Below are 21812 nucleotides of genomic sequence, written 5' to 3'. Positions count from 1 at the left end.
GGTCAGGCAGTCGGCCGGTCGATGGTGATCAGGAACAGAACGGCAGAGGCCGCCGGTTCGATGGTGACGGCGGCGGCACCTTTGAGGATCGCCGTGTCTCCTGCCGCGAGGTCTGCCTGTCCCTCTGCTGCGGTCAAACGCACGGCACCGCCGTGGCAAAGGACGAGGGTCGTTTCCGCCGAGCCTTCCACCGTCTGCGGATGATCGATCGCCAGGCGTCGAACCGTGTGGGCGAGCCTGCCGCGCCTTGTCATGACATTGAGATCGACGATCGGACCGTCTACCAGCGTCGCCGATGTCGCGACATCCGCCGGGAAGGGGAGCGGGGCCGCTTCGCCGGTCATCACAACAGGCGCGCGGCCTTCTATCGAGAGCCGCATGCCCTTGCCCTGAAGGATCGAGAGCGTGCGATCGATGCCGGGAAAGCTGGAGAAGGGCCCGTCGCTGGCGACGGTCGCCATGCTGACGCGCCAGTCGAAATCGCCAAGCGAGGCTTTTTCGGGGAAAACCGCGATCTCCACGGTCTCGCCGCCGCCGTTCTTCCAGGGCATGCGCTTGTAGGTGCTGGCGCGCAGGATCTTCATGGCATGGTCTCTTCAATGATCGTGCGCATGCGCGCAAAGTCGCCGTTCAGCGGCCGGTCGTCGGCATAAACAGGGATCACGGTGCGGATGCGCTGGTAGAGCACGTCGGTACCGGCGGCGCGGCGACGCGGCTGCAGGTCATAGGCCTGGGATGCGGCGAGCAGTTCGATCGCCAGGATCGTTTCGAGATTGTCGGCGATTGAGAGCGCCTTCCAGGCGGCTGGCGTCGCATGGGTGAGGATGTCCTCCTGCAGCGCCGAGGTGATGCCGCCGTCGAGGCTTGCGGGGGCCGCGAGGCGCCGGTTTTCGGCGGCGAGCGAAGCGGCCGTATATTGCGCGATCATGAAACCGGAGGAAACGCCGCTGTCCCCGGCAAGGAAGGCCGGCAGGCCGCTCACCAGCGGATTGACGAGCCGGTCGATGCGGCGCTCGGAGATGGCGGCGACTTCGGCGATGGCGACCGCCAGGCTGTCCATGGCAAGGCCAAGGGCGGCGCCGACCGCGTGCGCCTGCGAATGCACCTCCGGCGCCTCCGGCGTTCCGGCAACGGCCGGGTTGTCGGTGAGGCTTGCGAGTTCCCGGTCGACGACTTCGGCGACCTGGGCAAACGCATCGCGGGCAGCGCCGTGCACATGCGGTACGGCGCGAAGGCTTAAAGGATCCTGGGTGCGCGTGCCGGCGGTCTCTGCCAGCATCGGGCTGTCGGCGAGATAGGTGCGCAGCGACGCGCCGACCGCCTCGAGCCCCTTGGAGCGGCGAAGCGCCAGCGGGACGGCGGCAAAGGCGTTCGCCTGGCTGCCGAGGTTTTCGTAGGTCATGGCGGCGGCCGCATCTGCCCAGTCGAACAGGCGAGCGGCGCGCGACAGCGCCAAGGCCGCAAGGCCAGTGGCGCAAGGTGTGCCGTTGACGAGGCTCAGGCCCTCCTTGGCTTCCAGCCGCAGCGGCTTCAACCCGATCCGCGCGAGCGCTTCGGCGCCGCCGATCCTGCCCTTGCCGTCATCGACCGTTCCATGGCCGATCAGGACGAGGCCGATCGCGGCCGCATGGGTGAGATAGCCGACCGATCCGCGCGACGGAATGTCCGGAACGAGGTCCGCATTGAGCAGTGCCAGCAGCGCCTCGACCGTTTCAATGCGCACGCCGGAATAGCCGTGGGCAAAATTGGCGATCTGGGCTGCCATCACGGCGCGGGCTTCCGGGCGGGGGAGCGGGTCGCCGACGCCGCAGGCGTGGCTGAGGACGATGTTGCGCGACAGCGCCTGCTGGTTCTCGCGGTCGATGATGACATCGCAGAGCGCGCCCACTCCGGTGTTGATGCCGTAGCCGCGGATGCCGCGCTCGACCAGAGCGCCGACGATCCGTCGGGCATTGACAATGCGCTGTCGCGCGGCCTTCGAAAGCTCAAGGCGGGCGCCATTGGCGACCGCCGCGATCTCTTGCCAGGTCAGCGGCGCATCGAGGGCTATGCTCTTACTCATGGGCTTCCGGCCGTCCCTGGCGGCGTTGCACGAACCGGGCGACATAGTCGTTGGCCGGCCGCTCCAAGATATCGTCCGGTGTGCCGACCTGCACCACCTGACCATCCTTGAGGATGGCGATTTCCGAACCGATGCGCAGCGCCTCGTCGAGATCGTGGGTGATGAAGACGATGGTCTTCGACAGGTTCTGCTGCAATTGCAGCAGCTGGTCCTGCATATCGGCGCGGATCAGCGGGTCGAGCGCCGAGAAGGCCTCGTCCATCAGGATCACGTCGGTATCGGCGGCCAGCGCCCTAGCCAAGCCGACGCGCTGCTTCATGCCGCCCGAAAGCTGATGCGGAAACTTGGCGTCGTAGCCGGAAAGCCCAACCGTCTCGATCCATTTCATGCCGATCTCGCGGGCTTCGGCCTTGGGGAGACCACGCACCCGCTGGCCGTAGACGACGTTCTGCAGCACGGTACGATGCGGCATCAGCGCAAAACTCTGGAACACCATGCTGACGCGGTGCATGCGGAAGGTGCGCAGCGCCTTGGCGTCGAGGTCCAGGATGTTGTTGCCGTCGAATGCCACTTCGCCGCTGGTCGGCTCGATCAGCCGGTTGATGTGGCGCACCAGCGTCGACTTGCCGGAGCCGGAAAGCCCCATGATCACGAAGATCTTGCCGGCGCCGATGGTCAGGCTGACATTGTTGAGGCCGACGCTGCAGCCTGAGCGGGCGAGGATTTCGGACTTGTTGAGCCCTTCCTTGGCCATGGCGAGGGCGGCTTTGGCGTCCTGTCCGAAGATCTTGTAGACGTTGCGGATCTCGATATCAGCCATTGCGGGGATCCTCCGTCCGGCTCTTGCCGAAGCCTTGTGTGATGCGGTCGAGTACGATCGCGAGAATGACGATGCCGATGCCGGCTTCGAGCCCCTTGCCGACGTCGAGCGTCTGGATGCCGTTCAGCACCTGCTCGCCGAGGCCCCGCGCGCCGATCATCGAGGCGACGACCACCATCGACAGCGCCATCATGATCGTCTGGTTGAGGCCGGCCATGATCGTCGGGGTGGCGAGCGGCAGCTCGACGCCGAAGAGGATCTGGTTGGGGCTGCCGCCAAAGGCGGTCGCCGCTTCCACCACCTCGTGATCGACCTGGCGGATGCCGAGATCGGTGAGGCGGATCAAGGGCGGCACCGCGTAGATGATGGTGGCGAGGATGGCCGGCACCTTGCCGAGGCCGAAGAGCATCAGCGCCGGGATCAGGTAGACGAAGCTCGGCATCGTCTGCATGACGTCAAGCACCGGCAGGGTGATGTTGCGCATCACGCGGCTCTTGGCGACGAGAATGCCCATGGGCACACCGATGACGACCGAGACGATCGTTGCCATCAGCATCAAGGCCAGCGTCTGCATGGTCAGGTCCCAGAGGCCGAGCACACCGACGAAGAAGAGCAGAACGCCGACGACCACCGTCAGGGGCCAGCGCTTGGAGCTCTGCCAGGCGAGCGCCATGAAAATCAGGATGACGACCCACCAGGGCAGGCCGCGCAGGATCCATTCGATATACAGAACGGCTTTCAGAATGACGGCGCTGATCGCCTTGAAGACCCAGCCATAGCCGCTGACCAGTGCCTGGATGAAATCGTTCACCGGCCCGCGAATGGAGAGATTGAGAGAATCCGGAAACATCGGAAACGTTCCTTGCTCGGGCCGGCGGGCAGCCGCTGGCGGCCGCCGATGGCGCTTGCTTCGGGTATTGTGGCCGGCCATCGGATCAGGCTCGCGCCGCGTTGGACGCGACGACGGAGCCCGAGCCGGCGGCTGGTCGCGATTACTTCAGGCTGGCTTCGATCTTGCCGCGGGCTTCATCGGAAACCCACTGGCCCCAGACATCCGCCTTGGTCTTCAGGAACTCGGCGGCGGCTGCCGTCGCGTCGACCTTGTTGTCGGTCATATAGGCAAGGCTGCCGTTGACGGCGTCGAGCGGGAAGGTCGCCTTTTCGAGGATGGCGACGATCTCGGGGGCTTCCTGGGCGAAGGTGCTGTTGACGCCATAGGAGACGTCCACCGACGGGAAGGCGCAACCCTCATCGCGCTTGCCGTTGGCGCTCGAAAGCTCCTTCCAGCAGGCTTCGCTATAGGCCGGCTCCTCAAGCTGGACGAGCTTGAACTTGCCCATGATCGCGGTCGGCGACCAGTAGTAGAAGAGGATCGGCTCGCCCTGGAGATAGGCCGAGGTGATGGCGGAATCGAGCGCGGTGCCGGTGCCCGGACGGAAGTTCACATAGGTCTCGCCAAGCTTGTAGGCTTCGAGCTTGGCGGAGCTCACGCCCTCGCAGGTCCAGCCGGAGGGGCAATTGAGGAAGCGGCCCTTGGTCGGCTCTTCCGGATCGGCGAAGAGTTCGACCATCTTGGGGTCCGAAAGCTGCGAAACGCTCTTCAGGTCCGGCGCCTTGGCTTCGAGATTGCGCGCGGCGTCGCCCTTGATCACGTATTCCGGTACGAACCAGCCTTCGCTGGCGCCGACGAAGGTCTTGCCAACGGCGACGACCTTCTTTTCCTCGACCGCCTTGTTCCAGACGTCAGAGCGTCCGAGCCATTCCTCGGCGAAGATCTGCACGTCGTTGTTGGCGGTTGCCTGCTCCAGCGTCACGGAGTTGCCGGGGATCGAATCCACCTGGCAATCGTAGCCCTTGGAAAGGATGGTCTTCATCACTTCGGTGATGAACGCACCGCTTTCCCAATCGATGCCGGCGAACATGACGGTCTTGCCGTCGCCGCAATAGGAGGCGCTGGCGCTGCCGGTGGAGGCGGCAAGCACGAGGCCGGTGGCGGCAAGCGTGAGTTTCAGTTTGTTGATCGACATAAAGCTGTTCCCTGTTTTGATTTTGGCTTCGACGACTATTTCAGTTTCATCAGCACCCGCGCAAAAGCGCGGTCGATATCTTCCTCCCGGTCGTGGCGTCCGTTCCGGATCTTCCACGCGCCAGCGACCATGACGTCGCGAACGCTCTCGCCGCCAAGTGCAAAGAGCCAGCGGTCGAGGATCTGGTTGTCGCTGGCGGCGGCGATGTACGGATTGTCACCATCGAGCACGACGAAATCGGCACGGGCGCCCACAGTGATGCCGGCCGTCTTCTGGCCAGCTGCCTGCGCGCCGCCCTTGTGAGCCGCGCCGAAAATGGTGCGACCGATCGAAGTGCCTGGGCCGGAGGCCAGCCGGTTGCGGCGGCGGTCGCGCAGGCGCTGGCCGTATTCGAGCAGCCGCAATTCCTCGGCGACGCTGGTCGCCACATGGCTGTCGGTGCCGATGCCGAAGGTGCCGCCTTCGACCAAGAAATCAACCGCCGGGAAGATGCCGTCGCCAAGATTGGCCTCGGTCGCGGGGCAGAGACCGGCAACAGCGCCGGAGCGCGCCAGGCGTTGGCGTTCGTTTTCCGTCAGATGCGTCGCGTGGATCGCGCACCAGCGCTCGTCGACCGGCATCTCGTCGAGCAGCCATTCGACCGGGCGGCGGCCGCTCCAGGCGAGGCTGTCGTCAACCTCCTTGGTCTGTTCGGCGACGTGAATGTGGATCGGGCCGGCGACGGGTGCCGCTTCTAGGATCGTGCGCATCTCTTCGGGCGTTGCGGCGCGCAGCGAATGGATGGCGTAGCCGAGCGTATGGCCGGCTTCGCGGCAGAGTGGCTCAAGGCGCTGGAGAAGAGCGAGGAAGCGGTCGGGATCGTGCAGGAACGGCCGTTGGCCGGCATTCGGTGCGACGCCGCCGAAATTAGCGTGAGCGTAGAAAACCGGCAAATGGGTAAGGCCGATACCGGTCGTGCGGGCGGCGCCAAGGATGCGCAGCGACATTTCCGCCGGATCGGCGTAAGCGCTGCCATCGGCCTGGTGATGCAGGTAGTGGAATTCGGCGACGTGGCCGAAACCGCCCTTCAGCATCTCCATGTAGAGCTTGGCGGCGATCGCCTCGACATCATCGGGGTTTACCAGTCCGACGGTGCGGTACATTTCCTCGCGCCAGGTCCAGAAGCTGTCGTCGCCGCTGCCGGCGACTTCGGCGAGGCCTGCCATCGCGCGCTGGAAAGCATGGGAGTGCAGGTTGGCGATCGCCGGGATCAGTGGCCCAGCCGCACGCTCGTCGCCATTGGCGGCGGCGCTGCCGGGTTCGATCGCTGCAATCCGGCCGGACGCATCGAGCGAAATCGCGACGTTTTCGGCCCAGCCGCCGGGCAGCAGCGCCCGTTCTGCAAAGATCCGGTTGACGGGAAAAGTTGCCATGTGCATTTTCCTGTACGTAGTTGTATATGGAACTATAGATATTTTAAGCTGGCGCGCAAGCGTGAAATGAACGAAAAGATTCGTGAGGGAATGCGCATGATTTGTTCGGCATTCCGGAAGGGCGGGGCGTGAGTTGATGACGGCACTGGGAAAACGCAACGATATGGGCGCTTTCGAAGACGGCCCGGTGCCGCGCTACGAGGCGGTCAAGCAGTTCATCCGCAGCCGTATCGAGAGTGGCGAGTGGCCCGCCCATCACCGCATCCCCTCGGAAAACGAAATCGTCGCCGACCTCGGGGTCAGCCGCATGACCGCCAACAGGGCGCTTCGGGAACTGGCAACCGAGGGCGCGATTACACGCGTTCAGGGCGTCGGATCCTTTGTCGCCGCGCATAAGGGCAGCACGGCGCTCCTGGAAGTGCGCAACATTGCCGACGAGATTCATGGACGCGGCCACACCCACACGTCGCTGATGACGCTGCTGCAGGAAGAGGTGGCGACACCCGAGACCGGCTACGCGCTCGGGCTTGCCACCGGCGCCCGCGTTTTCCACTCGATCATGGTGCATTCGGAAAACGGCCTGCCGATCCAGATCGAGGATCGTTTCGTCAATCCGGCGATCTGCCCGCGCTATCTGGAACAGGATTTCCAGACGATGACGCCGAATGCCTATCTGACCGCGATGGCGCCGATCACCCGCACCGAACAGATCGTCGAAGCCGTGTCGCCGCAGCTCTGGGAATGCAAGTTGCTCGGCATCGACCGCAACGAGCCATGCCTGATGATCCGGCGCCGCACCTGGTCGGATGCGGGCAATGTGACGACGGCGCGGCTGCTCTACCCCGGCACGCGCTATCGCCTGGAAGGCATGTCGCAGTAGCACGCGAGCAGGATAAGGGCGCATAACCGCGCAGACTTTTCCTCGTCCCGCTCTAATCTCGACAACATTCCGGTCGATTCGGAGGATCGACCGCCGAATGGGAGGATGACGAGACCATGGTTGAGGACGCGCTGAAGCTTCGTACCGAGCTGCCGAGGCCCGATATCAGTGCCGAGGAGGCGGCCACGCTTCTGGCTGAGCACTACGGTCTGTCAGGCGCGATCCGCGAGCTCGGCAGCCAGCAGGACCGCAACTACCTGCTTGATACCGGCGAGCGGCGCTACGTGCTGAAGATCTGCCGGGCGGAGTACGGGCTGCTTGAGCTTGAAGCGCAGAACGCGGCCTTGCAGCATCTCGCCGAGAGGCTGGTATCGGCACGGGTTGCGCAGGTCATGCCGTCGCTCAAAGGCGAGGTGATCGAGAATGTGATCGTCCGCGACCAGGCCTACCGAATCCGGCTGCTCAGCTATCTCGACGGCGAGCCCTTGACCCGACGCAAGCACCTGTCGCCGGGGGCGATTGCAGCGCTCGGCGCGCTCGCGGGACAGCTCGCCTCGGCTCTACGAGATTTCGAACATCCCGGCCTCGAACGCGAACTGCAGTGGGATCTGCGCCGCGCCGGCCCGGTCATTCTCCATCTCCTCGCCGAAATGTCGGACCAGCAGCGCAAGAAACGTATCGCCGAAGTCGTGGTTGGCGCCATGCGGCGCCTGCAACCGTTGATACCGGATCTGCGGATCCAGGCGATCCACCACGACATCACCGACGACAATGTCGTGAGCCAGCCGGATGCCGCTGGCCGGGCGATCCCGGATGGCGTCATCGATTTCGGCGACATTCTGAACGGCTGGCTGGTCGCTGAACTCGCCGTCACCTGCGCTTCGCTGCTGCATCATGCCGACGGCGACCCCTGGTTCATGCTGCCAGCGGTCAGGGCGTTTCACGCGGCATGCCCTTTGACCGAGACGGAGCTTAAGGCACTCTGGCCACTGATCGTCGCCCGCGCCGCCGTGCTGGTCGCAAGCTCCGAACACCAGCTCGCGCGCGAGCCTGAAAACACTTACGTCGAGGGCAATGCCGTCCATGAGCGGGAGATATTCGACGTCGCATCCTCGGTTCCTTCGGCGCTGATGGAACAGGCCATTCTTTCGGCCGTCGGCTTTACGCCGGAACCGGCTCCGGTGACCGGAGCGAGCCTGATCCAGGGACTCGGTCCAACGGATGTACGCCACATCGACCTGTCGATCCTGAGCCCGCTCCTGCCGGAGGAGCGCTGGCAACACCAGGGATTGCCGGTCTCGCTGCTCCAGCATGCGGCGCACGCGATCGGCATCGCGACCACGCGCTACGGCGAGTATCGCATGACCGAGACCCAGCTGCGATCGCCGAAGCCCGACGCAACCTTCGCGCTGCACGTCGATATCTGCCTTGCGGCCGGCAGCGAGATCGTCGCCCCCTTTGCAGCGCGCGTCGTGCAGCAGGACGGGCTGCTGGTGCTGGAGGGAGCTGAGGCCAACCTGTTTCTCGAAGGGGTGGAAGTCGGCGCGGGCCTCTCGGAGACAATCGTTGCCGGGTCCGCGTTGGGGGTCGTAACGGGCGAACAACAGTCCCTCGGCCTGATCCGCGTTCAGCTTTGCCGCGAGCACGGTCTCGTTCCACCGCTCTTTGTGATGCCGCATCAGGCGGACGCCTGGAAAGCGCTGTGCCCGTCGCCGGCAGGTATCCTCGGGTTCGAATGCGATGCGCCGGAACCACATAGCGAGGCGCTGCTTGCCCGTCGCCAGCAGCACTTTGCCAAGCCGCAGAAGAAGTACTACCGGCACCCACCCCAGATCGAGCGCGGCTGGAAGGAACACCTCTTCGACATCGAGGGTCGCAGCTATCTCGACATGGTCAACAACGTGACGATTCTTGGCCATGGGCATCCACGGCTGGCAGCCGCGGTCGGGCGGCAATGGTCGCTGCTCAACACCAATTCGCGCTTCCACTATGCGTCGGTTGCCGAATTCTCGGCCCGGCTGGCAGCGCTTGCGCCGGATGGACTGGACACGGTGTTCCTGGTCAATAGTGGCTCGGAGGCCAACGACCTGGCACTCCGGCTTGCCTGGGCCTATTCCGGTGCGCGCAACGTCGTCAGCCTGCTGGAGGCCTATCATGGCTGGACGGTCGCGAGCGATGCGGTGTCCACGTCGATCGCCGACAATCCGCAGGCACTTCAGACCCGTCCGGCCTGGGTCCATCCGGTCACGGCGCCCAACACCTATCGCGGCGAGTTCCGCGGCGACGATACGCGCGACAGCTATCCCCGCTCCGTCGTTACCAAGCTCACGGCGCTCGATGCCGCGGGTGAAAAGCTGGCCGGTTTTATCTGCGAGCCGGTCTATGGCAATGCCGGCGGCATTCCCCTGCCCAAGGGCTATCTCGATGCGGTCTACGCGATGGTGCGCGCGCGTGGTGGTGTGTGCATCGCCGACGAAGTACAGGTCGGCTATGGCCGCCTTGGCGACTATTTCTGGGGTTTCGAGGAACAGGGCGTCGTGCCCGATATCATCACGGTCGCCAAGGGCATGGGCAACGGCCACCCGCTCGGCGCCGTCATCACCCGGCGCGAAATTGCCGATGCACTGGAGAAGGAGGGATATTTCTTCTCGTCTTCCGGCGGCAGCCCCGTCAGTTCCGTCGTCGGCCAGACCGTGCTCGACCTCCTGACGGAAGAACGGTTACCAGAGAACGCCCGTGTCGTCGGAGGCTATCTGAAAGCCCGCCTCGAAGCGCTTGGGCAACGCTTCCCGCTGATCGGTGCCGTGCATGGCATGGGGCTTTATCTTGGCGTTGAGTTCGTGCGCGACCGCGAGACCCTCGTGCCGGCGACGGAAGAGACGGCGGCGATCTGCGACCGCCTGCTTGATCTCGGCGTCATCATGCAGCCGACCGGCGATCACTTGAACGTGCTGAAGATCAAGCCGCCGCTCTGCCTGACCAAGGAGAGCGCCGACTTCTTCGCCGACATGCTGGGTCGCGTGCTCGAGGAAGGCTGGTAAGGGCTTAGGCGGCAACGCCCCCGGGGCCAGCTACCAGCCGGCAAAATCCGCCAGAACGTCGTCAGAGACGCGACCGGCCACTACGTCGTCGAATGCCTGGTCGAGAAGATCGAGCGCTGCGTCGATGTCCTGGTCGGTGATCGTCAGCGGCGGTGTCATCTCCAGCACGTTCGAATTCATGCCGACGTAATAGACAACGAGGCCGAGTTCATAGGCGCGGTAGACGAGCTTGGCCGTTTCGCGCGAGGCCGGAGCGCGGGCCTCCCGGTCGGCGACCAGTTCGACGCCACAGGCAAGGCCGCGTCCGCGAACGTTGCCGATCAGGCGATGGCGCTCGGCCAAGCGCTGCAGGCCCTGGCGCAGCCGCTGCCCTTTGTGCTCGGCGTTTTGAGCCAGCGCTTCGTGTTCGATCGTTTCCAGCACCGCAAGGCCCGCCGCGGCAGAGATCGGGTTGCCGTGCAGCGTCTGCATGGCAAAGGCGCTGGCGCAATCGAGTATGCGCGCCGGGCCGATCGCGGCTGACAGCGGCAGTCCGCCGCCGAGCCCCTTGCCGATGGTCAGGATATCCGGTGTGAAACCCTCGTGCTCGAAGCAGTGCAGTCGACCGCTGCGGCCGAGCCCGACCTTCACCTCGTCGCAGACGACGAGCACGCCGAATTCGCGGCAGATCGCGGCGAACGCCGTGAAGAAGCCGGGTGGCGGAACGATCAGTCCGCCATCGGACTGGATGGGCTCGATAAAGGCGGCGGCGAACTGGTCCGGTGCCGCTTCGAGGCGCTGCCGCAATTCGGCGAGGATCGCCCCGCCGGTCGGGTCGTCGCGATAGGGCCGGTAGGGATCGGGGTAGGGAAGCAGCAGCAACCCTTCGGCCTTGGCAGCACCCGCCTGGACGCTGTGGCCGGAAAAGGCCATCGAGCCCACAGTGCAGCCGTGATAGGCGCCGAGGAAGGCGATGACACCCGTGCGCCCCGTCGCCTTGGTAACGGCACGAAAGACCGTCTCGTTGGCATCGGAGCCGGAATGGCCGAACCAGACCTTGTTGTCGCTCTGTCCCGGGAAGACGGCGAGCAGCCTTTCGGCGAGTTCGGTCGCCGGCCGGTTGGCGCCCGAAAGCACGCTCGCGCCTGCGGGATTGGCTGCGGCATTCGATATCGCTGCGACAAGTGCCGGGTGACCATAGCCGAGGCTCGCCGCACCCCAGGCGCCGGAGAGGTCGATCAGTTCACGACCATCTTCCTCTACGACCCGCGCGCCGCGGCCGCCGGTAATGGCGAGCGGGAAGAAGCGCAGCTTCTGCAGGGTGGCGATTGCCGCCTTGTCCCTCTCATAGAGCGCGGTCACGAGCCTTGCCCGATGCTGGCCTTGAGACACCGTGTCAGCCGCTCGCCCCAGGCGGCAACGCCGGCATCAGTGTCGATCAGATCGTGCCGCACCTCGACCAGCACGCCCGGCAATCCGCGTGCATCGGCATGCACCGGCACGGTGTAGTCCTCGTCCGGATGGATGTTGTAGGGTTCGTTGTCGCCGATCATCAGATGGCTTTCACTCGCCAACTCACGGATCAAAGAGCCGGCGAAGTCGACCGCATCGCGATAGAGGATACCGGCCTGCCACGGGCGCGGCTTGCCGAAGTAGACGGGTGTGAAGCTATGGATGCCGACGACAAAGGACCGTTTGCCTTCGCCTTCGAGCCGGTCGAGACGTCGGCTGACGGCATCGGCGTAGGGCGCAAACAGCGTGTCGATCCGCTGCTGTCGCTCTGCGTCGCTCAGGTTCCTGTTGGCGGCGATCTCCGTCGCCTCGCTGATCTCGGGGATCATCGAGGGTGCCGCCAATGGCCTGTTGCAGTCGATCACCAGGCGCGAATAGTTGGTGAAGAACAGTGGCGCGTCGAGGCTGAGGCTTAAGCGCTGCGCCAGTGCCATGGCGCCGAGGTCCCAGGCGATGTGGCGCTGGCGTTCATGGAGCGGCAGCCCCATGTCGCCGAGCGCGCGCGGCATCCGGTTGGACGCATGCTCGCACAGAAGCAGGATCGGCGAAGTGCCGTCCGGGTTGAACACCGCATAGGGCGGCAGTTCGTCGATCGAAAGCAGGGGCGTGCTCGGATCGTGTCGCGCACCGATTTCGGGGCTCTTGATGGCCGTTTTCGAGGTCATGGGCTGCCCATCCGTCAATCAGTAGACCGCCGCATAGCGGGCGCAGAGTTCATCGGGCGAGAGCCCATCGACGATCTCGATCTCCTTGCGTTTCATCGCGACGTAGCAGTCGAGGAAATCCTTGGAGAACCAGCCGGTGACGACGGGATCGGCCGCCAGCGTGTCGAGTGCTTCGGGGAGACTGGACGGCAAGCGGCGGATGCCGAGCGTCTCCTGTTCTACGGTCGAGAAATCGGACGGGTCGGAATTGATCAAAGGCGGCTGCTCGAGCCCGGCTTTGATGCCTTCGAGCCCGGCCTTCAAGAGCACCGCCAGCGAGAGGTGCGGGCTGGCGCAGGCATCGGCGGCGCGATACTCCATGTTGAACTGTTTGGCTGGATTGCTGCCGGGCAGGTCGAGCGTCGGGCAGATGCGGAGCGTCGCTTCGCGGTTCTTTTCGCCGAGGCAGGTGTAGGCGGCGCTCCAATGGTGTGGCACGAGCCGCATGTACGAAAGCACGGACGGAGCGGTGAAGGCGGTGAGCGCCGGCAGATGCCGGATGACTCCGGCGGCGAAGGAGCCGGCAACCATGGAGAGGCGGCCAGGACGCGATGCGTCGAAGGTGACCGGATTGCCGTCAAGATCGGTGAAGCTCACATGCAGGTGCACGCCGTTGCCGACGCCGTTAGAAGCCGTCTTCGGCGCGAAGCTCGCGTTCCAGCCGAAGAGCGCGGCGACTTCCTTGGTGATCGCGCGGATGGTGGCGCCGCGGTCGGCGGCGGTCAGTGCGTCGGCCGGACGGCAGGTAATTTCGAATTGGTCTTTTCCATACTCCGGCAGGAACATTTCCGGCTCGGCGCCCGCCTCCTGCAAGGCGGTCATCAGCAGCGAGCCGAAAGGCTCGGCCCGGCGCTGTGCGCGCAGACCGAAGGAGGGGGCATCCGGCCAGTCGACGCCGAGAAGCTGGAATTCCTGCTCGACGGCGGAGATGACCTTGAGACCGGCGTCTTCGTATTCCTTCAGCGTCCGTTTCAGGAAGCTGCGCACGCAGCAGTCCCAGGCATTGCCCTGAAGGTCGGTGATGTCGGAGTGGTAGAAATGCAGCGGCGTTTCGTCGGGCAGGCAGGTGACGCGTGCCTTGCTTTCGGGATCGGCCATCAGCCGGAGGTCACCGGCAGAGCCCCAGGGATTGTTTTCGGCAATCAGGTCGAAGGGGGTGAGCGCCAGATTGGCCGGCACCCAGCCGACACCCTTGCGGAGATAGCTGTCGATCTCGGTCGCGGCGAAGCTGCGGCCGCGGGTGATGCCGGCGATGTCGGTGGTCACGAAGGTGGCGAGTTCCGTCAGTTCGGCGGCCGCCTTGCCGTTGTTGGTTTCGGTCATGAGTTCCCCTCCAGTCTTGTTTTTGCGCGCTCAGGCCTGGCGCAGGCCGTTGAGGCGGCTGACAACGGTCTCGGTGTCGGTCGTCCAGCAATAGCCGGAGTAGGCGCGAAGCGCGCCTTCGTGGCGTTGTTCGCTGTAGGTGGCGCAGGCGTCGTTGACGACGGTGACGAGGTAGCCGCGGTCGGCAGCGTCACGCACCGCCATGTCGACACACTGGTCGGTGATGACGCCTGATATGATCAGGTAGCGGGTGTTGAGATTGCGCAGGACGTAGTCGATGTTGGTCGAGTTGAAGACGCCAGATGAGGTCTTCGGCAGCACGATCTCGTTATCTACGGGTGCGAGTTCCGGAATGACCTGGCCCTCGGGAGATCCCTTCGGCACATGCATGTCGGAGAGCTTGTGGTCGAGCGAACGGTCGCGGCCGTCGAGCGTCAGGCTCTCGATGATGGTGTGTAGCACCTCGCAACCGGCCCTTCGTGCCGCTTCAAGGATGCGGACCTGATTGGGAATGACCGTCTGGCGCAGGCGCTTGTGATAGTAGCTGTCGGCATCCTGCGGGTGGGTCGGGTCGAGGTTCGGCTCGCACCAGATGCGCTGCATGTCGACGAACAGCAGCGACGTTCGGCCCGCCTCATAGGCGCTGTCGCGCCTCAAGAGATCGTCGCCAACCTTTACAGTGACTGCACTCATTCGAAATTCTCCTCGGTTTGTCTGGTCCGCCATGGCGGCGGAAAGGGTCAGCGGTCGTCTTCAACGGGCGCGCTGAACGCGTCCTCGGTGATCGCATAGCCGCGGCGCAGTTCCTCCATGCGCTCGATGCGGCCGCGCGACTGCGTCGCAAGGCGGGCGGTGAGTGCGGCGATCACCGCCTCCGTCTGGGCGATCGCCGGCACCATCGTGTCGTAGGGCGACACCGTGTCCACCGGTGCCGTCAGCGTCACGGTCGCGAAATCGGCGATCGGCGAGAGCCAGCGGTCGGTGAAGAGCACGATGCGCGCGCCTTGCGCCGCTGCCCGGCGGGCAAACCGGATCGTGTCGTTCTGGTAGCGGCGGTAGTCGTAGACGAAGAGCACGTCACGCTTGCCGAGATCGACCAGCTGGTCGACCTGATCGGCCTGGCTGCCGTTGATCCAGCGGGTGTCGCCGCGCAGTTGCTTCATGTGCGACCAGAGCAGACCGGCGAGAAAGCCGCTGAAGCGGCCGCCGAGGCAATGGATGCGGGCGCTCATGTCGGCGGCCGCGTCGACCGCAGCCTCGAAATCCTCCGAAGGCAGCATCTGCATCGAGGATTCCAGCGCATGGATGCTGGCGCGCAGGAAGTACTGGTAGAAGTTCTCCTGCTCCAGCGACGGGCGCCGCTCGTCGAGCATGGAGAGCGGCGAACTCATGCGCTCCTGCACTTCGCTGAGCAGCGCCTTCTGGAATTCCGGATAGCCTTCGAAGCCCAGCGTGTTGGCGAAGCGCACGACGGTCGGGTTGCTGACGCCGGCGGCGGCGGCCAGATGCGCAACCGTGTTCAGCCCAGCAGCCGGATAGTTCGACAGAAGCTGCCTGACGATCTTCAGTTCAGAGCGCGTGAAGGTGATGGCGCCGTCTGTCAGTCGGTCCCGGATTGCCACGATTTCTGCCTCCCAAAAACGATGGCGCGAATTCCGCTTTCTAATTTTTGTTACATAATTGCTAGCAGAGAATGTTTTTTGAAACAAGATTGACATTTGATCGATCTGCGTTAACGTTTATTTCGGGAACGGGCCCGAGCCAAAAATATGAGCGGGCCAGAAAATCTGGGGGAATGCGGATGGTGCGCGTCAGGCGAGAAACCGTCGTTGGTATCCTTGTAACGTCGCTGCCGCTTCTGGCCGCCGCCGCCGTCGCCTCGCTGTTCTTTCCAGGCAGCGGCGAGCGCCTGGTGACGCTCTACATGATCAACGTCATCGCCGTGCTTGGCATCGGCATCTATGCCGGCAATTCCGGCATCGTTTCCTTCGGTCACGTCGGCTTCATGGCGATCGGCGCCTATGCCTCCGGCCTCCTCACTCTCAATCCGATCATCCAGAAGACGGCGCTGCCGCACCTGCCGGAATGGCTGGCGGGCATCGGCATGCCCTTCCTGCCAGCACTTGCGATTGCGCTTGTGGTGGTCGCGCTGGTCGCGGTGCTGATCGGCATTCCGGTCGCGCGGCTGGCCGGTTCGTCGGCCTCGATCGCGACACTCGGTTTCCTCGTCATCGTCCACGTCGTGCTCGTCGCCTCGACCGATTTCACCCGTGGTAGCCAGACCTTTTTCGGCATCCCGCGCGCCGTCAATCTCTGGGTGGCGCTGCCCTTTGCCATTGCGGCCGTTGCGGTTGCGCGTCTCTATCGGGATTCGAGCGCCGGCCTGAAACTTCGGGCCTCGCGCGAAGACGAGATCGCCTCGACGGCCGTCGGCGTCAATGTCAAGCTGCATCGCTTCTTCGGCTGGGTTCTGGGTGCGGTGCTGGCTGGTGCCGCCGGTGCGCTGCTGGCGCATTTCCTCGGGGCCTTTTCACCCAAGGATTTCTACTTCAACCTGACCTTCATGCTGCTGGCGATGCTGATCCTCGGCGGCATCACCACGGTTTCGGGCGCAGTTGGCGGGGCTGCCGTCATCATGCTGATCGTCGAGCTCCTGCGTAAGCTCGAAGGCGGTGTCGATCTCGGTTTCCTGAAGTTGCCGACGGTCTTCGGTCTCACCGACCTTGGCATCGGTGTGGCGATCCTCGTCGTCATGTACTGCCTGCAGGACGGGCTCTTCGGCGTGCGCGAGCTCGATGAGCGTTTCGGCTGGTTCAAACGCTCCGCAGCGAAGGACGGCACTGTGGCGAGCGCCGCACCGGCGGCCGCGGCACCTGCAATTGGCCACGGCACGCTGCGGGTCGAGAGCCTCGGCAAGAAGTTCGCCGGTCTCGTTGCGCTCGAAAATGCCAATTTCGAGATCAAGCCTGGCCTCGTCACGGGTCTCATCGGCCCGAATGGTGCAGGCAAATCGACCTTGATCAACAGCGTTTCCGGCGTCGTGCCGCCATCGACCGGCCGCGTGCTGATCGACGGTCAGGATGTCGCGTCGCTGCCGGTCCATGCCGTTCCGGTCGCAGGCCTTGCCCGCACCTTCCAGAACATCCGCCTGTTCAAGAACCTGACGGTGCTGGAAAACGTCACGGTCGCCGCTAGCGCTCTGAAGGCGACCGGCGAAGATCCCGCGGCCCGTGCACGTGTCGTGCTTTCGGAAGTGGGTCTTGAGGATTTTGCCGGCCGGCTGGCCGGCACGCTTTCCTATGGCGCACAGCGGCGGCTGGAGATCGCACGCGCGTTGGCGCTGAAGCCGCGCTACCTGCTGCTCGACGAGCCGGCCGCCGGCATGAACCCGGCCGAAACCGAGGAACTGATGCATGTGCTCGACCGCATCCGCATGAAGTATCGCCTCGGCCTGCTCGTCGTCGAACACGACCTGAAGCTGATCATGCGGCTTTGCGATGTCGTCGTCGTCTTGAACAAGGGCCAGCAGATCGCCATCGGCACGCCGGCGGAAATCCAGGCCAATCCGGCTGTCATCGAGGCCTATATCGGCCGCCGCCGGTCAACGGCCCAGGCGCGGACGGAAACCGCCGTCACCGCAGACATTCCGTCCGGTGCGCCGGGCCTTCACAAACCTGCATAATCAAAGAGGGAGCTTTTCGGATGAAAACCAACGCTAGGGCACTCTGCCTCACCACCATTCTTACTGGCTTCGCCCTCTCGCCGCTGCCGGCGCTGGCCGAAGACCTGGTCATCGGCCTTGCAACCGCGCAGACCGGCGGCCTTGCGCCCTACGACCAGCCGTCGCTGAAGGGTCTGGAAATGGCCGTCGAGGAAATCAACGCGGCTGGTGGGGCCGCCGGCAAGTTCCCGATCAAGCTCGTCGCCAAGGATACCCGCTCGGATGCGGCGCAGACGGCGCTGGTGGCGCAGGAGCTGGTCGATGAGGGCGTCAAGATCGTGATCACGCCCTGCGACGCCGATCCGTCGATTGCCGCCGGACAGGTGACCCAGGCGGCGCAGATCCCGGCCTTCTCTTTCTGCGCCACGACCCCGACCATGCCGCTTGCGGTTGGCGACTACATGTTCGGCAACTATCCGGCCGACAACGTCCAGGCTTCGGTGCTTGCCACCTATGCCACCGAGAAGGGTTACAAGAAGGCCTACATCCTGAAGTCGCCGGACAGCGCTTATACGCTGAAGCTCCCTGAATATTTCGCTACCGCTTTCAAGGCCAAGGGCGGCGAGCTCCTCGGTGAGGGTACCTACAGCATGGGCCAGCAGGACTTCGGCGCCGAGGTCACCAAGATCAAGGCGATGAATCCGGCGCCCGACGTGATCATGACGGCGGCCTACGAGCCGGACTTCCCGGCCTTCATCCGCCAGCTGCGCGGCGCCGGTGTCACGACCCCGATCCTCGGCAGCGACGGCATCGATTCTCCGACGACCTTCGGTCTCGGCGCGACGGTCGACGGTGTCGTCTTTACGACTGCCGGCTTTGCCAGCGACGGCAGCCCGCTCGCGGACTTCAACGTGAAGTACAAGGAAAAATTCGGTCAGGAACCGGACACGGTCTACATCGCCAACGGCTACGATCTCGGCAAGGTGATCGACGCAGCGGTGACGGAAGCCAACAGCATAGACCCGGTCGCGATCCGCAACGCCATTGCCTCGCTCGAAAACGTCCAGGGTGTCACCGGCCCGATCAGCTATGCCGGCACGCAAGGCATGCCGATGCGCTCGGTCTCGCTGGTGCAGATCGAAGGCGGCAACCGCCAGCTGATCAGCCAGGGCGTTCCGGCCGCCGCCGACGTTCCGGCACCCTGATCGACCTCACGGGACGGTCCCCGGTTTGCCGGGGATCGCTCCTGCGGCTGCCCGCACTGCAATCCACGGCAAGGACTTTGCCCCGATGATGATGAGTGAAATTCCCGTTCCGAAACCGCTGCTCGAAGTCAGCGGTCTCAAGGTCGCCTATGGCGCGGTCGAGGCGCTGAAGGGCGTCGATCTCACCGTCGGCAAGGGGCAGATCGTGACGCTTCTCGGCGCCAATGGTGCCGGCAAGAGTTCAACCTTGAATTCCCTTGTCGGGCTGGCGGCGAAGAAGGCGGGACGCGTCGCATTCAACGGCCAGGATATTTCAGGCCTCGCACCGGAGCAGATCGTCCGGCTCGGCATGACGCTGACGCCGGAGGGGCGGCGGATCTTTCCAAGTCTCACAGTCGACGAACACCTCTTGCTCGGCGGCGCCATGCACAAGGCGCGCGGCGCGATCTTCGAGGTGCGCGAGGATATGCTGTCGCGCTTCCCGATCCTGAAGGAGCGGCTGACCCAGAAGGCCGGTTCGCTCTCCGGCGGCGAACAGCAGATGCTGGCGATCGCCCGCTCGATGATGTCGTCGCCTGATCTGTTGTTGCTTGACGAACCCTCGCTCGGCCTTGCGCCACAGGTGGTCGACCTGATCTTCGACCTGATCGCCGGGCTCAGGCAAAAAGGCCTGACGATCCTTCTCGTCGAGCAGAACGTGTCGCTGTCGCTCGAGATCGCGGACGCCGGCTACGTCATGGCCAATGGCCGGATCGTGCTGTCGGGTACGGCCGCCGATCTGCGCAATTCATCCGAAATTCAGGGCGCCTATCTCGGCGCCTGAGGCCCGCGGGCAAGAGGTCAAGACCATGGACATGTTCCTGCAGCAGCTCGTCAATGCGCTGAGCCTCGGCGGCACCTATGCGCTTCTAGCGCTTGGGCTTGCGGTCGTCTTCTCGATCATGGGGCTCATCAACTTCGCCCATGGCGAGCTGATGACGGCAGCCGGCTACGGCCTCTGCTTCGCCCTGTTGCTGGGGCTGCCGTTTCCGCTCGCCGTCTGCGCGGCGCTGATGATCGCCATCGTGCTTGCCATGCTGATGGAGCGCATCGCCTTTCGGCCGGTACGCGGCGCCAGTGGGACGACGCTGCTTCTGACGAGCTTTGCCGTCAGCGCCATCCTGCGCGTCATCTTCCAGAACTTCATTTCAGCCCGGCCGAAGCCGGTGCCGATGCCCGAAAGCTTTTCAGGGACAATCGAGATTGGCGGCCTGCATCTCGGCCTCATCCAGGGCACGTCGATCCTGGTGACGATCATCATGCTGGTCGGCCTCAATCTCTTTCTGCGCACGACCGTGCTTGGTCGTGCCATGCGCGCGGCTTCCGAAGATTTCGCCATCGTCCGGCTGATGGGCATCCGCGCCAATGCGGTGGTTGCCACCGCCTTTGCGATCTCCGGCCTGCTTGCCGGTGTCGCCGGCATCCTCTGGGTGGCGCAGCGCGGCAGCGTCGATCCGCTGATGGGCTTCCTGCCGGTGCTCAAAGCCTTCATCGCCGCAATCATCGGCGGGCTCGGCAGCCTGTCGGGTGCGGTTGCCGGCGGCTTCCTGCTCGGCTTCATCGAGGTGTTCCTGCAGGCCTATCTGCCGGAAAGCCTGCTCAGCTACCGTGACGCCTTTACCATCCTGCTCGTCATCGGCGTGCTTCTCTTCGCGCCGCAGGGCCTGCTTGCCCGCAAGACGATCGTCAAGCTCTAACTAGGCTGCGGCTGCTAGACGGGCAGGCGTGTGTGCTGAAACACGTTCAATGTGTTGCAGCTCCAGACAACTGAAAGCCCTTCGCCGTGTTCGGAAGGGGCCATTCCACCCTCCGTCATCCTCGCCCTTGTGGCGGGGATCCAGCGACCCGACGTCTGTCGGGTCAAAGACTCTTTCAGCCCAAGGACTTGGGCTGGTCCGCAATTCCATAGGAATTGCTAGAGATTCCTGTGACAAGCTCAGGAATGAGGGAGGCGTTAGCTGGCCGGGGCGTTCCCGGTCCTTGGTGATGGCGCTCCCTAGTTCGGAAAACCGAAAACGCCGCGGGGAGGGCCGCGGCGTCTCGTTGGCGCTTTTCCTTGATCGAGCAATTCCGAGCGGGGCCGGAATTGCTCGAGGGGATCAGCGTGCCGGCGGAGCGTACATCAGGCCGCCCTGGCTCCAGAGTTTGTTGAGGCCGCGCTCGATCTTCAGCGGGCTGTCCTTGCCCAGGTGACGTTCGAAAACTTCGCCGTAGTTGCCGACGGCGGAAACCGCCTGGTAAGCCCATTTCGGATCGAGGCCGAGCGACTTTCCGGCTTCGTTCTCGATGCCGAGGAAGCGCTTCTGGGCGGTGGTGCCGCTTTCGATGAGCTTGGCGGCATTGTCCTTGGTGATGCCGAGCTCTTCGGCTTCCGTCAGCGCAAACAGCGTCCAGCGCACGACCTTGAACCACTGGTCGTCGCCCTGGCGGACGGCTGGGCCGAGAGGCTCCTTGGAGATCACTTCCGGCAGCACGACAAAGCGATCCGGGTCGTTGAGCGTCAGGCGCTGGGCATAAAGCGCGGAGGCGTCGGTCGAATAGACGTCGCAGCGCGCGGTGTTGAAGGCCTGGATCGTCTGATCGGCCTTTTCGAAGGCGACCACGTGGTACTGGATGTTGTTGGCGCCGAAGTAATCCGCCATGTTCTGCTCGGTCGTCGTGCCGGTCTCGGTGCAGACGGAGGCGCCCGAAAGGTCCTTGACGCTCTTCACGCCGAGATCGTTGCGCACCATGAAGGCCTGGCCGTCGTAGTAGTTGACGCCGACGAAGCTCATGCCGAGGTCGGTGTCGCGCGACAGCGTCCAGGTGGTCTGGCGCGACAGAAGGTCAGCCTCGCCCGACTGCAGCGCGGTGAAGCGCTCCTTGGTCGAGAGCGGCACATACTTCACCTTGTCGGGGTTGCCGAGGGCCGCGGCAGCGACCGCGCGGCAGAAATCAATGTCGAAGCCGCTCCACTCGCCCTTGTCGTTGGGCGCGGAAAAGCCGAGCACGCCCTGGCTGACGCCGCAGCGAAGTTCGCCGCGCTCCTTGATGACGTCGAGCGTGCCGGCATGTGCGGCGGTGCCGGCGAGCAACGCCGTGCTCGCCAGTGCCAGAACTCCAAGTTTCACTCCAAGTTTCATTGTCCTGTTCTCCTCTTTGATGTTT

18 protein-coding genes are annotated in these 21812 nt (G+C 64.4%); 6 read left to right on the top strand and 12 right to left on the bottom strand.

All coding sequences use genetic code 11. The features are described 5' to 3' along the window. Window positions 1-2 precede the first annotated feature (2 nt). The 6 genes from BBX50_RS07590 to hutF form a co-directional block, all read right to left on the bottom strand. Complete coding sequence (locus BBX50_RS07590; protein WP_065774705.1) at window positions 3-584, bottom strand: HutD family protein; 582 nt, start codon at window positions 582-584, stop codon at window positions 3-5. Then, complete coding sequence (hutH, locus tag BBX50_RS07585) at window positions 581-2062, bottom strand: histidine ammonia-lyase (RefSeq protein WP_065774704.1); 1482 nt, start codon at window positions 2060-2062, stop codon at window positions 581-583. The genes BBX50_RS07590 and hutH overlap by 4 nt, the downstream gene beginning before the upstream one ends. Further along, window positions 2055-2882 carry a betaine/proline/choline family ABC transporter ATP-binding protein gene (locus tag BBX50_RS07580; RefSeq protein ID WP_065774703.1) on the bottom strand — a complete coding sequence of 276 codons (828 nt, stop codon included), beginning with the start codon at window positions 2880-2882 and terminating at the stop codon, window positions 2055-2057. The genes hutH and BBX50_RS07580 overlap by 8 nt, the downstream gene beginning before the upstream one ends. After that, complete coding sequence (locus BBX50_RS07575; protein ID WP_065774702.1) at window positions 2875-3732, bottom strand: proline/glycine betaine ABC transporter permease; 858 nt, start codon at window positions 3730-3732, stop codon at window positions 2875-2877. The genes BBX50_RS07580 and BBX50_RS07575 overlap by 8 nt, the downstream gene beginning before the upstream one ends. A 142-nt stretch (window positions 3733-3874) precedes the next feature. Continuing rightward, window positions 3875-4909 carry an ABC transporter substrate-binding protein gene (locus BBX50_RS07570; RefSeq protein WP_065774701.1) on the bottom strand — a complete coding sequence of 345 codons (1035 nt, stop codon included), beginning with the start codon at window positions 4907-4909 and terminating at the stop codon, window positions 3875-3877. Window positions 4910-4944: 35 nt separating this feature from the next. After that, window positions 4945-6321, bottom strand: coding sequence for a formimidoylglutamate deiminase (gene hutF / locus BBX50_RS07565; RefSeq protein WP_065774700.1), 1377 nt, complete (start codon window positions 6319-6321; stop codon window positions 4945-4947). Between the two features lie 136 nt (window positions 6322-6457). Here hutF and hutC point away from each other — a divergent pair, with 136 nt between their 5' ends. Then, a complete protein-coding gene (gene hutC / locus BBX50_RS07560; RefSeq protein WP_065774699.1) occupies window positions 6458-7201 on the top strand; it encodes a histidine utilization repressor in 744 nt (247 codons plus the stop codon). Window positions 7202-7317: 116 nt separating this feature from the next. Beyond that, window positions 7318-10242, top strand: a complete 2925-nt coding sequence (locus tag BBX50_RS07555) for an aminotransferase (RefSeq protein WP_065774698.1) — start codon at window positions 7318-7320, stop codon at window positions 10240-10242. A 30-nt stretch (window positions 10243-10272) separates the two neighbouring features. Here BBX50_RS07555 and BBX50_RS07550 read toward each other — a convergent pair whose 3' ends face one another. The 5 genes from BBX50_RS07550 to BBX50_RS07530 are packed head-to-tail and all read right to left on the bottom strand — an operon-like array spanning window position 10273 to window position 15382. Next, a complete protein-coding gene (locus BBX50_RS07550) occupies window positions 10273-11583 on the bottom strand; it encodes an aspartate aminotransferase family protein (protein WP_065774697.1) in 1311 nt (436 codons plus the stop codon). After that, window positions 11580-12398, bottom strand: a complete 819-nt coding sequence (locus BBX50_RS07545) for an N-formylglutamate amidohydrolase (protein WP_065774696.1) — start codon at window positions 12396-12398, stop codon at window positions 11580-11582. The genes BBX50_RS07550 and BBX50_RS07545 overlap by 4 nt, the downstream gene beginning before the upstream one ends. Window positions 12399-12416: 18 nt before the next feature. After that, window positions 12417-13760, bottom strand: coding sequence for a glutamine synthetase family protein (locus tag BBX50_RS07540; protein WP_065774695.1), 1344 nt, complete (start codon window positions 13758-13760; stop codon window positions 12417-12419). Window positions 13761-13790: 30 nt separating this feature from the next. Beyond that, window positions 13791-14453 (bottom strand): isochorismatase family cysteine hydrolase, encoded by a 663-nt coding sequence (locus BBX50_RS07535; protein ID WP_083213581.1) that lies wholly within the window; start codon window positions 14451-14453, stop codon window positions 13791-13793. 47 nt (window positions 14454-14500) lie between these two features. Next, the gene (locus BBX50_RS07530; protein ID WP_065774694.1) at window positions 14501-15382 is read right to left on the bottom strand and encodes a MurR/RpiR family transcriptional regulator; all 882 of its coding nucleotides are present in this window, start codon (window positions 15380-15382) and stop codon (window positions 14501-14503) included. A gap of 179 nt (window positions 15383-15561) precedes the next feature. On the opposite strand from BBX50_RS07530, the gene BBX50_RS07525 reads away from it, so the two are divergent. From BBX50_RS07525 to BBX50_RS07510, 4 genes are all read left to right on the top strand, one after another. Continuing rightward, window positions 15562-17442: a branched-chain amino acid ABC transporter ATP-binding protein/permease gene (locus BBX50_RS07525; RefSeq protein ID WP_065774693.1), complete on the top strand. Its 1881-nt coding sequence runs from the start codon at window positions 15562-15564 to the stop codon at window positions 17440-17442. 20 nt (window positions 17443-17462) lie between these two features. Then, on the top strand, window positions 17463-18626 hold the full coding sequence (locus BBX50_RS07520) for an ABC transporter substrate-binding protein (RefSeq protein WP_065774692.1): 1164 nt from the start codon (window positions 17463-17465) through the stop codon (window positions 18624-18626). Between the two features lie 85 nt (window positions 18627-18711). After that, window positions 18712-19449 carry an ABC transporter ATP-binding protein gene (locus BBX50_RS07515; RefSeq protein ID WP_139108311.1) on the top strand — a complete coding sequence of 246 codons (738 nt, stop codon included), beginning with the start codon at window positions 18712-18714 and terminating at the stop codon, window positions 19447-19449. 25 nt (window positions 19450-19474) lie between these two features. After that, window positions 19475-20362: a branched-chain amino acid ABC transporter permease gene (locus BBX50_RS07510; RefSeq protein ID WP_244513111.1), complete on the top strand. Its 888-nt coding sequence runs from the start codon at window positions 19475-19477 to the stop codon at window positions 20360-20362. A 402-nt stretch (window positions 20363-20764) separates the two neighbouring features. Here BBX50_RS07510 and BBX50_RS07505 read toward each other — a convergent pair whose 3' ends face one another. Further along, window positions 20765-21775 carry an amino acid ABC transporter substrate-binding protein gene (locus BBX50_RS07505; protein ID WP_083213583.1) on the bottom strand — a complete coding sequence of 337 codons (1011 nt, stop codon included), beginning with the start codon at window positions 21773-21775 and terminating at the stop codon, window positions 20765-20767. Window positions 21776-21812 lie beyond the last annotated feature (37 nt).

Origin of the sequence: Ensifer sp. LC11, assembly GCF_001695835.1 — a bacterium.
Taxonomy (GTDB): Bacteria; Pseudomonadota; Alphaproteobacteria; order Rhizobiales; family Rhizobiaceae; genus Ensifer.
Note: the sequence above shows the minus strand (reverse complement) of the source record. Positions and strands in the feature narration are given on the sequence as shown.

Bases quoted from the DNA above. Each gene is read 5' to 3' on its own strand.
- BBX50_RS07590 (WP_065774705.1), bottom strand. From the start codon at position 584: ATGAAGATCCTGCGCGCCAGCACCTACAAGCGCATGCCCTGGAAGAAC.
- hutH (WP_065774704.1), bottom strand. From the start codon at position 2,062: ATGAGTAAGAGCATAGCCCTCGATGCGCCGCTGACCTGGCAAGAGATC.
- BBX50_RS07580 (WP_065774703.1), bottom strand. From the start codon at position 2,882: ATGGCTGATATCGAGATCCGCAACGTCTACAAGATCTTCGGACAGGAC.
- BBX50_RS07575 (WP_065774702.1), bottom strand. From the start codon at position 3,732: ATGTTTCCGGATTCTCTCAATCTCTCCATTCGCGGGCCGGTGAACGAT.
- BBX50_RS07570 (WP_065774701.1), bottom strand. From the start codon at position 4,909: ATGTCGATCAACAAACTGAAACTCACGCTTGCCGCCACCGGCCTCGTG.
- hutF (WP_065774700.1), bottom strand. From the start codon at position 6,321: ATGGCAACTTTTCCCGTCAACCGGATCTTTGCAGAACGGGCGCTGCTG.
- hutC (WP_065774699.1), top strand. From the start codon at position 6,458: ATGACGGCACTGGGAAAACGCAACGATATGGGCGCTTTCGAAGACGGC.
- BBX50_RS07555 (WP_065774698.1), top strand. From the start codon at position 7,318: ATGGTTGAGGACGCGCTGAAGCTTCGTACCGAGCTGCCGAGGCCCGAT.
- BBX50_RS07545 (WP_065774696.1), bottom strand. From the start codon at position 12,398: ATGACCTCGAAAACGGCCATCAAGAGCCCCGAAATCGGTGCGCGACAC.
- BBX50_RS07540 (WP_065774695.1), bottom strand. From the start codon at position 13,760: ATGACCGAAACCAACAACGGCAAGGCGGCCGCCGAACTGACGGAACTC.
- BBX50_RS07535 (WP_083213581.1), bottom strand. From the start codon at position 14,453: ATGAGTGCAGTCACTGTAAAGGTTGGCGACGATCTCTTGAGGCGCGAC.
- BBX50_RS07525 (WP_065774693.1), top strand. From the start codon at position 15,562: ATGGTGCGCGTCAGGCGAGAAACCGTCGTTGGTATCCTTGTAACGTCG.
- BBX50_RS07520 (WP_065774692.1), top strand. From the start codon at position 17,463: ATGAAAACCAACGCTAGGGCACTCTGCCTCACCACCATTCTTACTGGC.
- BBX50_RS07515 (WP_139108311.1), top strand. From the start codon at position 18,712: ATGATGATGAGTGAAATTCCCGTTCCGAAACCGCTGCTCGAAGTCAGC.
- BBX50_RS07510 (WP_244513111.1), top strand. From the start codon at position 19,475: ATGGACATGTTCCTGCAGCAGCTCGTCAATGCGCTGAGCCTCGGCGGC.